Source organism: Halobacteriovorax sp. RT-2-6, assembly GCF_047085025.1.
Classification (GTDB): Bacteria; Bdellovibrionota; Bacteriovoracia; order Bacteriovoracales; family Bacteriovoracaceae; genus Halobacteriovorax_A.
Window position 1 is genome coordinate 838,766 of sequence record NZ_JBKIYH010000002.1, and the last position, 12,912, is coordinate 851,677.

Here is a 12,912-nt window from a genome sequence, read left to right on the forward strand (position 1 = left end):
CTACATCACCTGCACTAAAAAGCTCGTTAAGAAATAGTCAAGAACGAGTACCGAGATCATTCCCCAAACAACAGCTAAGTTTGTTCCCTTACCTACCCCTTGGGCACCTTTTGTAACAGAGAAACCAAAATATGTTCCAATAACAGAAATAACAAATCCAAATACGATAGCTTTGATTATTCCTTGGAAAATATCTGAGACATACATGAACTGTCCAAGCTTTGAGAGATAAATCGCATCATCAATTTTTAGGGCAACAGTACCAACAATATAAGATCCAATATTTCCTACTAAGAGAAAGAAAATTGAAAGTAATGGTAGAGATAATGTTCCGGCAACAATTCTTGGTACAGCAAGAAATTGAACACTACTAATACCCATAACTTCAAGTGCATCAATTTGTTCTGTAACCTTCATTGTTCCAATCTGCGCTGCCATAGCTGCTCCAGCACGTCCTGCAACAATCAAACCAGTTAATACCGGAGCTAATTCTTTAGCCAATGTAATTGCAACAACTGGCCCAACTAGTGAATCAACGTTAATTAACTTGAAACCAAAATAAGTTTGGTAGGCCATAACCATTCCCGTAAATGATCCGGCCAAGAAAATAATGAATAAACTTTTATTGCCAATAAAGTCCATCTGCTCAAAAAATAATTTGAAACGATAAGGCTTTCGACTGGCCCAATAGAAAAAGTTAACGATAAAATTCATTATCGTTCCAAGGCCCGCAACATTTTTAATAATGATGCGACCTAAGTTTTCATTAAAGATGACAAAACTTCTAAGTAAATAATTCATTACTGAAATTTTACGGGAAAAAAAATGAAACTGCTACTTACTGTCGATAAATTTTGGGAATTCTTTCTGTTAAGTGAATGAACACTTCATAAGGAATTGTCTTAGACTCGAGGCATATGTTAGAGAAGTTCTCACCACTTTGATCCCAAACCACAAATCTCTCTCCATTTTTAATTTCAAGATCTTGGTTATTAAACAAAATTTGTCCCATATCCATATTCACTCGCCCGACAATTTGGCCAATTTCTTTACCGTGTCTTAAGTGAACATTTTGATATCGAGTCGAAAAGCCATCCCCATAACCAAGTGCAAATATCCCAACAACACCATCTGTTGGACATGGAGTTGCTCCATAACCAATTGGAGTCCCGCGATCTACTTTAAAACTGTTGATAAAAGTTGTCTCAAGTCTAGAAATTAACTTTCCTTGCCAACAGCTCAGGTGACTATACTGAGGAAGAAGTGAAGTTGGTCCATACATCATAAGTCCTGGCCTTACGTGTGTTTCCTCCAAGCCTACTTTCTGTTCAATTGCTCCAGAATTTGCAAGTGATGACTTATCAATTTCTATCCCTGATGCAAGCAATTGCGATTTTAGCTCACGCCAATTTTCTTTTTGTGCAAGATTTCTCTTATTTTTATCCATCGATAAACTAGAGCTCGAAAAGTGCGACATCAAATGATAGATACTCTTTCTACCTGAAGCTTTAATTAGTTTAACGACTTCATCAATTCGATCAAGCCTCAATCCAAGTCGATTCATTCCCGTATTAAATTTTAAACACAGAGGAAAATATCTAAAGTCTTCTTGCTCTAAAAAGTACTTCAAGTTTGATTCGTTTGATAGAACTGGAATGATTCGATTATTTAAATAGATATCTGCTGCTTCTTGAAGATCTAGATTCACATCTGAGAAAACATATACTTCAAACTCTCCATTAGGAATTTCTTCACGCAGTCTTAAGGCTTCACCAATACTGGCACAGCCAAATTCTTTAATCCCTAGTTCAAAGTACGCAAACTTAACAATTGGAACCATTCCATGGCCGTAGGCGTTTGCCTTAACCATAAAAAGGGCTTCATTATTTGGACAAATTTCTTTCAGTAGTTGGTAATTATTTGCAAGAGTTGAGACGTTAATCTCCATGCAACTTTTTATTCTCATATTGTGCTTTCTTGAAACGATCTCTTAGCTTTCAACTTTCTTGCTGTTGTTACCATTGAATACTGAGAATATGGTACTTCAAATACATTTAATGACATTGAAAGAATTAAACTCTTATCCTTCCCTGAAAAATACTTTGCTAAGCGAATATTTTTGCAAAGATCTTTTGCCGCTGCAAAACTTTCTTCGAAGAAATCATTTTCAACATCTAAAACAATTGATTCAAAAGAGATATTATAAATATTTGATAAATTAGTTATCTGCGATAGATTGATCTTCATATCGCGCCAAAAAGTTTCCCAATCAAAATCAAAGTCCGATCTTAATTCCAGTAGATCTGATATTTCAGAAGTGTCTACAGCAATAAGATTTCTTCCGTGAGTAGTTTGAGAGATTTGACCAAGTAACTCAAAAGGTCCTTGAGCACTTGCCACCGCAGCTGAGTGAGTATTTGCATTCACTATTTGAGCATATACTCCACTTAGTAGAGACTCTACAACCTGCCAGTTAAAATTAAATAAGTAATCACGATCAACTTCAAGAGCTACAACAGTTGTAATATCCACACCATTTGCAGACATTGCAAGAGTTACAACAGGATTATGAACAAGGCTAGAAACTATATTCTTTACCATATTCATTCCGTTCTCATTAACCCCTCTAAGCTTAATATGACCTAACCAGATATCAGGAACATTGATATTCTTCATCCCATCATATTTAACGGCACATAACTTATTCGTATTACTATTAAGATCAAAAACTGTAACACTTGTTACAAATTCTTGTGGCTCAAATACATTTGCAATTAGAGATTTAAAGTCACTCTCATCTTTATTGAAATTAATTATGTCGCAAACTTCAAAGAAATCTTTTCCATAAAGAGTCTTCGTTCTTTCACTCTCAAGACTTGCAACTAAAGCTTCTTGTTTGTGACGATATTTATCATGGAAAGTTTCAAGCTGATTAACCTGTCTAATTAAAGATGTTTTGCGATTATATTGATCAAGAACTCCACGCACTTGCACTAGAAGATCTAATTCAGTGAAGATCGATCCAAGACTTTCAATTTTAGCAACTGACTTCAAGTCAGAGTTTGAAGCAACAATGAATGCTCTTTGAACTTTCTTTAGCTCAGGACGATCAAAAAGAGATTGGCCTTCATAGTCCACATCTTGAGCGCGTACTAATACTAAGTCATATTGTCTTTGAATATGAGAGATTAGAAATGAATCTGCGTCATCAAATGAATCAATAAGAATATTGATATTTTTAAAGATTTTAGAAAATCCCTTACAATCTTCAATCATCGAAGAAAGAATGGCTACTTTTGGACTAATCATTGTCATGGCGCAAAAACTCCTTCTAAGGACATAACATCGTCTAAAATCGTATCAAAATAGAAGGGTTATAGCAATTTTAAGAGCTCTTCTACTGTATTTATTTCTTGAATTTGTGCCTGCGTAAGAAATAGATCACTTTTTTCATAGCTTGGAGTTCGCTTTTCATAGAGATCTTTCATAAAATCGATACCATTTTTGGCCAATGGACGATTATTATCCTTTTTAAGCCTTTCCCAGCATTCTTCAAATGTACTTTGAATATAAACAAGCTTTCCGCCAATTTCTGAAATGAAATCAACCACAACTTGCTCATCTAATGCTCCGGCCCCAAGTGAAACAAGATAATCATCTTTCATATTTTGATGAAGTAGCTTAATCATATCGATTTCGTCTTTACGAAATTCTTCAATGCCAATGTCCTGAATATACTCCGCAAGCGAGTCATAGCCAGTTCCCATACGATTAAAAATTTCTTCATCTAAGTCAAATACTTGAAATTTATCATCCTTAGATAGCTTCTCACCAAATGTTGTTTTGCCGGCTCCAGAAAAGCCCGTTAGAAAGATTCTCATAAGTAAAAAACTACACGATTAAGTTCATAATGTCCTAATTTTCTTGCCTTTTGGCCCCTCGCAATATAAACAGAGAACTCAAATCACAGAGGAAAAAATGCAAATCGTAAATAAAGATAATACTTTCTTAAAAGATTCAACGATTCTCATCTCACGCGTTGGTGATGAGTTTGAAACTTATCATCTTACTGATAAAAATAATGCGTGGGTAAAATCAATCCTAGACGGTATTACAAAGGACTTCGAACCTGAAGTTAAGCCTGAGGGCTTCGAGCACTTAAATGTTGAACTTCAACTTAAAAATGCTCGCGACTATACTTTTGGCGAGCACCTAATCGTTAAAGGAAAAGCTTCAGGAGCCTATACAGCAACTTGTGTACGTTGTCTTATTGATACTCCTCAAGAGTTTGAAACTGAGTTCACTTGTGCTTTTATTAATAAGAGATATGAAGACGATCCTGAGTATGAAGAAGTTGATGAGATTTACATCTCTGATGAAACTGCAGATATGTTTTTCCACGAAAGAGGTAAGGCAGATTTAAGAGAAGCCGTAGCAGAAAACTGCTTTTTGGCCATAAATCACTACCCAGTTCATGACGCAGATTGCAAGGGTCTATGTCAAACTTGTGGAGTCGACCTAAATACAGGCAGTTGCGAACATAAGAATTAATAAGGCCTAACTTTTAGGCTTGTAATAATGGAGTGAGTAAGGTATTTAAGTAAGCTCATTCGTAAAGATTTTTAAAAATTGAAGTTGAATATAACGGAGTAGAAAATGGCAGTACCTAAGAAGAAGACAAGTGTTTCAAGAAAAGGCCTAAGAAGAGCTGGTCAAACACACAAGCTTTACGCGAATAATGTAGTTGTAGCTGATTCAACAACTGGTGAGTTAACTAAGAAGGGATGTATTTCTCCATCTGGTTACTGGAAAGGTAAGAAAGTATTCGCTACAAAAGCAGACAGAGAAGAAGTAGAAGAATAAGATAATTCATTATTTCTCATATAAGAAAGCCCACTCTATGAGTGGGCTTTTTGCGTTTTCAAAGTCTGCTGGAATCTAATAAAAATCAGTTTGACCCATCAAACTTTCTTTTAGTATAACTAAACTACACAAACTGAGAGAGAGACCATGAGACTACTTTTAACAATTGCATTCGTATTTAATACATTTGCCCTATCCCCATTAGATGAAGCACTTTCTAAGCTCATCAAAAAACACAACTTAACTTCCCTACCTGAATCCCAACTACAAAATCAGAATGAAGTAATTCTAGGATCGCGCCTATTTGCAGAGGTTCGCCTAAGTGGAAATAAAGATATCACATGCATGCACTGTCATCATCCAATGCTTGGTACAGGAGACAATATTCCATTCTCAATTGGAACTGGTGGTGCCGGACTTGGAAAAAGTCGCGTTCAAGACGGTAAAGGCCATATTATTAAGCGCCATGCTCCGGCCTTAATCAATCTTGGCTACGACGAAATTACAGATATGTTTTGGGATGGACGAGTTCACGTTGACTGGAACAAGGGTGAATTTAAAACTCCAAGTGTGGAGCTTAATAACAAGCCTGAACTAAATAAGAAAATTCGCAATGCCCTAGCAGCTCAAGTTATCTTCCCTCTCCTCTCTGTTGAAGAGATGTTAGGAAAGGATAATGAAATCGCCTCTAAAGAAGGAGACTTAGCAAAGTGGGATGCTCTAGTTAAGCGCCTTCTAAATGGATCTAAAAGCGCGATGTACCAAAATCTTTTCAAACGCGCTTACCCAAAAGATTTTGAAGCGAATAAAATTGATATTTCACATGTTGCTAATGCACTAGCAGCTTTTATCACTAGAAACTTTAACCTTGTTGATACTCCCTACGATGAATACTTAAATGGAAATCAAGGAGCACTAAATGAATCCGAAAAAAGAGGTCTAAAAGTTTTCTTAGATAAAGGCGCTTGTATCAACTGCCACAGTGGCCAACACTTAACCGACTGGGATTATAAATCAATTGGGCTTCCACAAATTGGACCAATCAGTTCAGATGCTACCTTGAACGATAAAGGTCGCTTCGAAGTCACTGGCAATAAGGCAGACCAATATAATTTCAGAACACCACCGCTAAGAAATATTCATCTATCTGCACCCTATATGCACAACGGTGTTTATGAGACTCTAGAAGAGGTTGTTGATCACTATAATCACACGCGTCCTGCTATTAAAAACTATATTGTCACAGAGGTAACTCAAGGTCATTACGAAGAAAAAATCGTAAAAGATGAAAATTTTGTTAACAATAAATTGCGATATCAGTTAATAAGCGATGACGATATTAGACGTCCACTACAATTAACAGAGGATGAGAAAGCAGATCTTGTTCAATTCTTAAAGACAGGATTGGCTTCACGCCGTCTACAAAGGCTTAAAGAAGCTTCAAAACTTTTAAAATGAACACAAGGCCACAAACGTGGCCTTTTATTGTAAATTTGACCCAAAAACACACAGTGTCAAATAATAACGCCCCTGCCCTTCCCCATCATTGTTATACTCAATAAAATAGGCGCAATTTTTTATTACCAAGATTAGGAATTTAAATGGATATTAAAGTAAAGATTAAAGGAACTGGAATCTACGCTCCAAAAGAAGTTAGAACAAATGTCGACCTAGAAAGTATGGTTGAAACAAGTGACGAATGGATTTATGAAAGAACGGGAATCCGTCAGCGTCATATTTGCTCAACAGAAGGTGGCGAGTGGCCAAGTGATATGGCCTACCATGCAACTCAAGATGCACTTAAAGCGGCAAACCTTGAGCCAAATGATATTGATATGATTATCTTCGCATCGGTTACTCCAGATTATAAACTTCCAAATACAGCTTGTATTCTTCAACAAAAGCTAGGAATCACAAATAAGTGTGCGGCCATTGATATTGCAGCAGCATGTTCTGGATTTGTTTACGGTTTAAATATGGTGACAGGACTTATTCGCATGGGTGCAATTAAGAATGCACTTGTTGTTGGTTCGGAAATGTTATCTAGAGAAGTGAACTGGGAAGATCGTAACACTTGTATTCTTTTTGGAGATGGTTGTGGTGTTGCCATTGTTGGTGCAAACGAAGATGGTGATGACTCAGATATCCTTTCACTTGAATTAGGTGCAGATGGTGCAGGTAAAGAATTCTTTGACCAACCAGTTGGTGGAGCAGTTGATCCAATTACATCTCAACACCTAAACGAGAGAACTCACTTTATGCAAATGAAAGGTAAAGAAATGTTCCGTGTAGCAACGAGAACTCTTGCCGAAAATGCTAAAAAAGTTTTAGAAAAAGCAGGTAAAGACTTAGAAGAAGTTGATTGGTTAATCCCTCACCAAGCAAACGTAAGAATCATCGAAACAACAGGAAAACTTCTAGGAATCAACCCAGAGAAAGTAATTGTTAATATTGATAAGTACGCAAATACATCGGCGGCAACTGTTCCAATCGCAATGCACGAAGCAATTGTTGATGGAAGAATCAAACGTGGTCAGCTACTATTACTAGATGCGTTTGGTGCAGGTTTAACTAGTGGAGCAACTCTACTTAGATATTAATTAAGGTTTTATATTATGAAAAAAGTTGTTTTAATTTTCCCTGGTCAGGGATCACAATACGTAGGAATGGGAAAAAGTCTTGAAGGACACCCATCATTTGAATTACTTGAAGAAGCAAATGGAGCTCTTGGATACAACCTTTCAAAAATTATGCTTGAAGGCCCTGAAGAAGAGCTAACTCTTACACAAAACACTCAACCAGCAATTCTGACTTACTCAATTGGCCTATTTCAAAAAGCTAAAGAGATCTTAGATGCAGCAGGCATTGAAGTTTCATGTGTACTTGGACACTCAGTTGGTGAATACCCTGCACTTGTTGCAGCTGGTGCTCTAAGCTTTGAAGATGCACTAAGAGCTGTTCACAATCGTGGAAAATATATGCAAGAAGCTGTTCCTGCGGGAATGGGAAAAATGTATGCAGTAATGAGAGTTCCTGCGGATATCGTTGAAAAAGCATGTAAAGAAGTTTCAACTGAAGGCAATGAAGTAATGCCTGCAAACTTTAATGAGCCAGGACAAATCGTTATTTCGGGACATGCAGACGCATGTGACAAGGCCGTTGCATGGATTTCAGAAAACTTCTCTGAACCACATAAAACAGTTGAGCTGAAAGTAAGTGCTCCATTCCACTCTAGTCTTATGAAACCAGCGAGAGAAAATATGGCAGCATTTTTTAATGACGTAACTTTTAATAAAACGACAATTCCTTATATTGCCAATATTGACGCCAAAAAGTATCAAATTGGTACAGACGGTGAAGTTGTAAAAGAGAACCTGATCAAGCAAATTGATGGTTCAGTTCTTTGGACTCAAAGTTTTGCAAGCCTAGATGATGACACTCTTTGTGTTGAGGTTGGACCAGGACGAGTTCTAATGGGACTAGCAAGAAAAATTAACCGTAATATCAAAGTTATCTCTTTAGACAAAGATGGTGCCTTTGATGAATTAAGAGAAGCACTAAACTCTTAGGAGCAAATATGATTGCAACTTATAACGATTTAAAGAACAAGAAAGTTTTAATAACAGGAGCAAGCCGTGGTATCGGACTAGATATCGCTAAATCACTTGCTTCTCAAGGCGCACACGTTATCTTCAACTACCGTGAAGGAAAAGAAGATGTTGCTAAAGAAGTTGAGTCGCAACTTAAAGCGCTTGGTGCTTCAAATGTAACTGGCCTAATGTTCGATCTAAATAATGAAGAGCAAATGAAGACGGCAGTAAATGACTTTGTTAAGGAATTTGGTCCAGTTGAAGGTCTTGTAAATAATGCGGGTGTTTCAAAAGACACTCTTCTGCTTAGAACGAGAAAGGCTGACCTAGACGCAGTTATCGATACAAACCTTAAAGGTGCTATCATGCTAACAAGTATCTGTTCACGTGGATTCTTAAAAGCTGAAAATGTATCAATTGTTAATATGAGCTCAGTTGTTGGTTTAATGGGTAACGTTTCTCAAACAGCTTATGCAGCTTCTAAAGCAGGGCTTATTGGTGCAACAAAATCAATTGCCAAAGAATTAGCTAGTCGCAACATTCGTTGTAACGCTATCTGTCCAGGATTTATTGAAACGGATATGACTGATGCTCTTGAAGAAAAGGCGAAAGAAGCTTATATAGCTTCAATTCCAACTTCACGCTTTGGGTCAACGGAAGATGTATCAAACCTAGTTTGCTTCCTACTTAGCCAAGCGTCAGGATATATTACTGGTGAAGTTATTAAAATTGACGGTGGACTTTATATCTAGAAAAATATTAATATACTAAAATTAAATTTTTATATAAGAGAGAGAAATTGAGTTTATAACTTAATATATTTATTAGGAGACAAATATGGAACAAAAAGTAATTCAACTAGTAGCGGATCAAACAAAAATCGATATCGCAAAAATCAATGCAACAACTTCATTCGTAGACGATCTAAACCTAGACTCACTAGACATCGTTGAACTTATGATGAAGATGGAAGATGAATTTGATATTCAAATTCCAGAAGAAGATGCAGAAGGACTTAAGTCTGTTCAAGACGTAGTTAAGTACCTAGAGTCTAAGCAATAATCAAAAAATAATTCTTAGATAAAAAAAGCCTGCTTATAGCAGGCTTTCTTTTTATAAATTTTTACAGCTTTGTATTTGAAAAGTTTTGTAATCGTACTTAATCTCAACCTTCTCTTTTGACTTAATTGCCTTTTGAAAGCACTTCGCATCTTTTTTACTCGCTCGGTAAAAGGGAGCACTCTCCACGAAGCTAACAGTAATTTCATCTTTCTCTAACTTAAAAGTTGAGACATGGTATTGTGATGTGGCCAGATTGGCTGCATAAGTAGATACAAAGCTTAGTAATGTACAAAGAATTATTTTTTTCATTTTACTTATTCCTAAAGAATTCTCTTCTCATAATTTGCTAGTAGTTCCTTAGCTGCCTTTGATCTTGCTTCACGGCTCATCATATTGGCCGCAGTTTGCGGGTGATATGATTCCCTACTAGCAATTCCAAAAGCAGTCTTACCTACACTCACAGCATCTAAACTTGGAGGAAACCCCACATGATCGACCTTAGAAGCATCTGCTCCCATTGTCTCTAGCCACTCATTAACATGAATCGGTTTTGAAGCAATAGCAGGATCAATGATCATCTTTGAAACTCCGCCTCTTCCATTATCAACATAAACAACAGGTGCCGTATGATAACTCCAGTAAGGATATTGCTGATTAGGAATTTTAAGTTTTCCTGATGCCCAGGCCTTATCTGCGATAACACCTTCTTCTTCAAACATATTAACCATAAGTTCTGAACGAGCATAGCATCCGTCTTGTACGTACTGCCAGGCCATCCCTTCCATTGCACGGGCCTTCTTAAAAAGCTCATTTGCTTTTTGAATCGAGATAACACCACTAGCACGTGGACGATAGTCTTGAACTTTTTCATATGAATCAGCAGCATAGTAACTATCACCATCGCGACAGCTATTCTTTGGTAAGAACTGGCGATTGATATACTGGCTATTGATATTTCCGTTTACGACATCAACAAGATGAACGAAGTCTAAATTATCTCTTTCGCGCACCGATTGCCTTCCAAGGCCGATAATATCTCCCTGAATCTCTTTTGGACAATGAGGAAGAACTGTTTTTAGGTAGTCGCTAAATCCAGCATCCTGCATGCTGAAGAAAGTTGTGGAGTTGTGCCCCATCGCTTCAGGTGCCTTTCTTTGAACAGTAAGACGTGACTTCTCATACTCTTCATTTCTCTCAATAACAGCACCACCAAGAGTACGAGCATACTTGATATAACTATCGTTCTTAGTGAACTGAGCATTACCTCTCGTATCGCGAGAGTAATTGATAGGCATATACACATTACGAGCTGGATCAAAGATTATGTAGTGATTATCGCCACACTTTTTAATAGTACACTTAGTGGCCATCTCACACTGATGATTTTTGTTATTATTATCTTGGACCCACATCTTTGTGTATGCTTGAGTCACCTTTTCATTTTGATTTTCAATATCGTCTTCAACACCTTCTAAGATATTCTGTAGGCTATCCCTAATTTCTTCTTGGGAAGGATCAATATTTCTAATAAGTGAGAAGATAGATTTTTGGGCCTCATCCATTGCTTGGATACGAGCGGCCGGTGTATCAAATTCTTGTACTGCTCTTTGAGAAACAAATTGCTTACTATTGGCATTATGAAAAATAATTTCTTTTCCATCGCTAATCGTCCTAACAGGAAAAAGCTCAGTTTCCTTGGTGCTTCCATTGCGATAAATCCCAAATAGGTGACCACTTTGATTTCGCTGAAGAACGACCTGCGAGTCACCATCTTCACAAATGACAACCGGAACTTCTGCGGGAGCATTACAGCTGTCAAAGCGCATATCATTGGCAAATTCAACGGAAACCTTTGCGCCAAAAGTGTAAACAGATAAAATTGATAAAATTAATAGGTTAATCTTTTTCATGGCAGTCTTATCGTATAAGCCTTTAAAAATATTAACTTATTAACGATAAAAATGAATAAAGTGTTCAACCTACTGAAATTACGTTAAAAATTAAACAGTAATGCTTGAAAAGCGTAAAAATTAAGACCCTCTATGCCTTGTCAAAATGCCTGCAAAATTATCAAATACTAGGAAAAAAACTTAGTAGAATTGAAGAATAAATAAAGGAAGATAAAGGAATATATATGAGTAACAGAAGTAATAAACGTGTTGTTATCACAGGCCTTGGAACAATTTGTGGATTAGGTCACAACACACAAGATGTTTGGAATGGACTAATCGAAGGAAGATCAGGAATCTCAGAAGCTGAAAGCTTCCCTATTCCAGATCTAGCAATCAAAATTGCTGGAGAAGTTAAAAACTTCGAATTAGATGAAAATATCATGGAAGCTCGTGAAGCGAAAAAATATGACCGCTTCATTCACTTTGCTCTTCACGCAACTGAAGAGGCCCTAAAAGACTCAGGTGCAAACCTAGAGGATTTCGATAAGTACAAAGTTGGTGCAATCCTTGGAGTTGGTATTGGTGGTTTTCCAATTACAGAAGAAACAGCAAGGACATTTGTCGAGCGTGGGCCACGTCGTATCTCACCTTTTTTCATCCCGGCGATTATTCCAAATATGGCAACTGGTGTTTTAAGTATTAGACATGGATTCATGGGTGTTAACTACACTGTTTCATCTGCATGTGCATCTTCGTGCCACGCTATTTCAAATGCGGTAGAAGAGATTCGTTCTGGCCGTCATGACCTAATGATTACAGGTGGAGCTGAAGCTGTTATCTGTAACCTAGGTATGGGTGGATTCATCAATATGAAAGCATTTTCAAAGCGCGTTGATGAGCCTACTAAAGCTTCTCGTCCATTTGATATTGATCGTGATGGTTTTGTAATGGGTGAAGGTGCTGGAGTTCTAATTCTTGAAGAATATGAAAGTGCAGTTAAGAGAGGAGCTAAGATCTATGCAGAAATCGTAGGTCACGGTGCAACTTCAGATGCTCACCATATTACAGCTCCACATCCAGAAGGTGATGGTGCTTACGGTTGTATGAAAAAAGCTATCGAAGATGCAGGTATTTCTCCAGAAGATATTGATTACGTAAATGCTCACGGAACATCAACTCCACTTGGAGATGTTGCAGAAACTGGTGCAATTAAAAGAGTACTAGGAGAAGAGCATGCAAAGAAAATAAATGTATCTTCAACTAAGTCAATGACTGGTCACCTTTTAGGTGCTGCTGGTGGTGTTGAGACTGTCTTTACAGCTCTAGCTCTTCACCACGGGATTATTCCCCCAACGATTAACATCGACAATCAAGACCCTAAATGTGATCTTAACTACACTCCTAATAAGGCAGTTAAGAAAGATATTAAATACGCCCTTAATAACTCATTTGGTTTTGGGTCGACTAACTCTTCATTAGTACTGAAGAAAATTGAAGGATAAAGA

The 12,912-nt window shown here is 37.2% G+C and carries 14 protein-coding genes; 8 read left to right on the forward strand and 6 right to left on the reverse strand.

Annotated elements, in window-relative coordinates; all coding sequences use genetic code 11:
• The 4 genes from ACMAYS_RS12535 to ACMAYS_RS12550 are packed head-to-tail and all read right to left on the reverse strand — an operon-like array spanning window position 1 to window position 3,881.
• Complete coding sequence (locus ACMAYS_RS12535) at window positions 1–801, reverse strand: MlaE family ABC transporter permease (protein WP_103217836.1); 801 nt, start codon at window positions 799–801, stop codon at window positions 1–3.
• A gap of 37 nt (window positions 802–838) precedes the next feature.
• On the reverse strand, window positions 839–1,966 hold the full coding sequence (gene alr, locus ACMAYS_RS12540; RefSeq protein ID WP_103217835.1) for an alanine racemase: 1,128 nt from the start codon (window positions 1,964–1,966) through the stop codon (window positions 839–841).
• The gene (locus tag ACMAYS_RS12545) at window positions 1,963–3,315 is read right to left on the reverse strand and encodes a hypothetical protein (RefSeq protein ID WP_103217834.1); all 1,353 of its coding nucleotides are present in this window, start codon (window positions 3,313–3,315) and stop codon (window positions 1,963–1,965) included. The genes alr and ACMAYS_RS12545 overlap by 4 nt, the downstream gene beginning before the upstream one ends.
• Before the next feature lie 59 nt (window positions 3,316–3,374).
• On the reverse strand, window positions 3,375–3,881 hold the full coding sequence (locus ACMAYS_RS12550) for a shikimate kinase (protein WP_103217833.1): 507 nt from the start codon (window positions 3,879–3,881) through the stop codon (window positions 3,375–3,377).
• A 97-nt stretch (window positions 3,882–3,978) separates the two neighbouring features.
• Between ACMAYS_RS12550 and ACMAYS_RS12555 the strand changes: the two genes are divergently transcribed.
• From ACMAYS_RS12555 to acpP, 7 genes are all read left to right on the forward strand, one after another.
• Window positions 3,979–4,551 carry a YceD family protein gene (locus tag ACMAYS_RS12555; RefSeq protein ID WP_392993361.1) on the forward strand — a complete coding sequence of 191 codons (573 nt, stop codon included), beginning with the start codon at window positions 3,979–3,981 and terminating at the stop codon, window positions 4,549–4,551.
• A 105-nt stretch (window positions 4,552–4,656) separates the two neighbouring features.
• Complete coding sequence (gene rpmF / locus ACMAYS_RS12560; protein ID WP_103217831.1) at window positions 4,657–4,863, forward strand: 50S ribosomal protein L32; 207 nt, start codon at window positions 4,657–4,659, stop codon at window positions 4,861–4,863.
• A 147-nt stretch (window positions 4,864–5,010) separates the two neighbouring features.
• Window positions 5,011–6,321 carry a cytochrome-c peroxidase gene (locus ACMAYS_RS12565; RefSeq protein WP_392993364.1) on the forward strand — a complete coding sequence of 437 codons (1,311 nt, stop codon included), beginning with the start codon at window positions 5,011–5,013 and terminating at the stop codon, window positions 6,319–6,321.
• 143 nt (window positions 6,322–6,464) lie between these two features.
• A complete protein-coding gene (locus ACMAYS_RS12570; protein WP_103217829.1) occupies window positions 6,465–7,463 on the forward strand; it encodes a beta-ketoacyl-ACP synthase III in 999 nt (332 codons plus the stop codon).
• Window positions 7,464–7,478: 15 nt separating this feature from the next.
• Window positions 7,479–8,432 (forward strand): ACP S-malonyltransferase, encoded by a 954-nt coding sequence (gene fabD / locus ACMAYS_RS12575; protein WP_412463409.1) that lies wholly within the window; start codon window positions 7,479–7,481, stop codon window positions 8,430–8,432.
• Between the two features lie 8 nt (window positions 8,433–8,440).
• Window positions 8,441–9,205, forward strand: a complete 765-nt coding sequence (fabG, locus tag ACMAYS_RS12580; protein WP_233189709.1) for a 3-oxoacyl-ACP reductase FabG — start codon at window positions 8,441–8,443, stop codon at window positions 9,203–9,205.
• 85 nt (window positions 9,206–9,290) lie between these two features.
• Window positions 9,291–9,515, forward strand: coding sequence for an acyl carrier protein (acpP, locus tag ACMAYS_RS12585; protein WP_021268262.1), 225 nt, complete (start codon window positions 9,291–9,293; stop codon window positions 9,513–9,515).
• A gap of 51 nt (window positions 9,516–9,566) precedes the next feature.
• Here acpP and ACMAYS_RS12590 read toward each other — a convergent pair whose 3' ends face one another.
• Window positions 9,567–9,824 (reverse strand): hypothetical protein, encoded by a 258-nt coding sequence (locus ACMAYS_RS12590; protein ID WP_412463410.1) that lies wholly within the window; start codon window positions 9,822–9,824, stop codon window positions 9,567–9,569.
• An 11-nt stretch (window positions 9,825–9,835) separates the two neighbouring features.
• Window positions 9,836–11,425: a protein-glutamine glutaminase family protein gene (locus tag ACMAYS_RS12595; RefSeq protein WP_393057236.1), complete on the reverse strand. Its 1,590-nt coding sequence runs from the start codon at window positions 11,423–11,425 to the stop codon at window positions 9,836–9,838.
• A gap of 224 nt (window positions 11,426–11,649) precedes the next feature.
• On the opposite strand from ACMAYS_RS12595, the gene fabF reads away from it, so the two are divergent.
• Window positions 11,650–12,909: a beta-ketoacyl-ACP synthase II gene (gene fabF / locus ACMAYS_RS12600; RefSeq protein ID WP_103217825.1), complete on the forward strand. Its 1,260-nt coding sequence runs from the start codon at window positions 11,650–11,652 to the stop codon at window positions 12,907–12,909.
• Window positions 12,910–12,912: the final 3 nt, after the last annotated feature.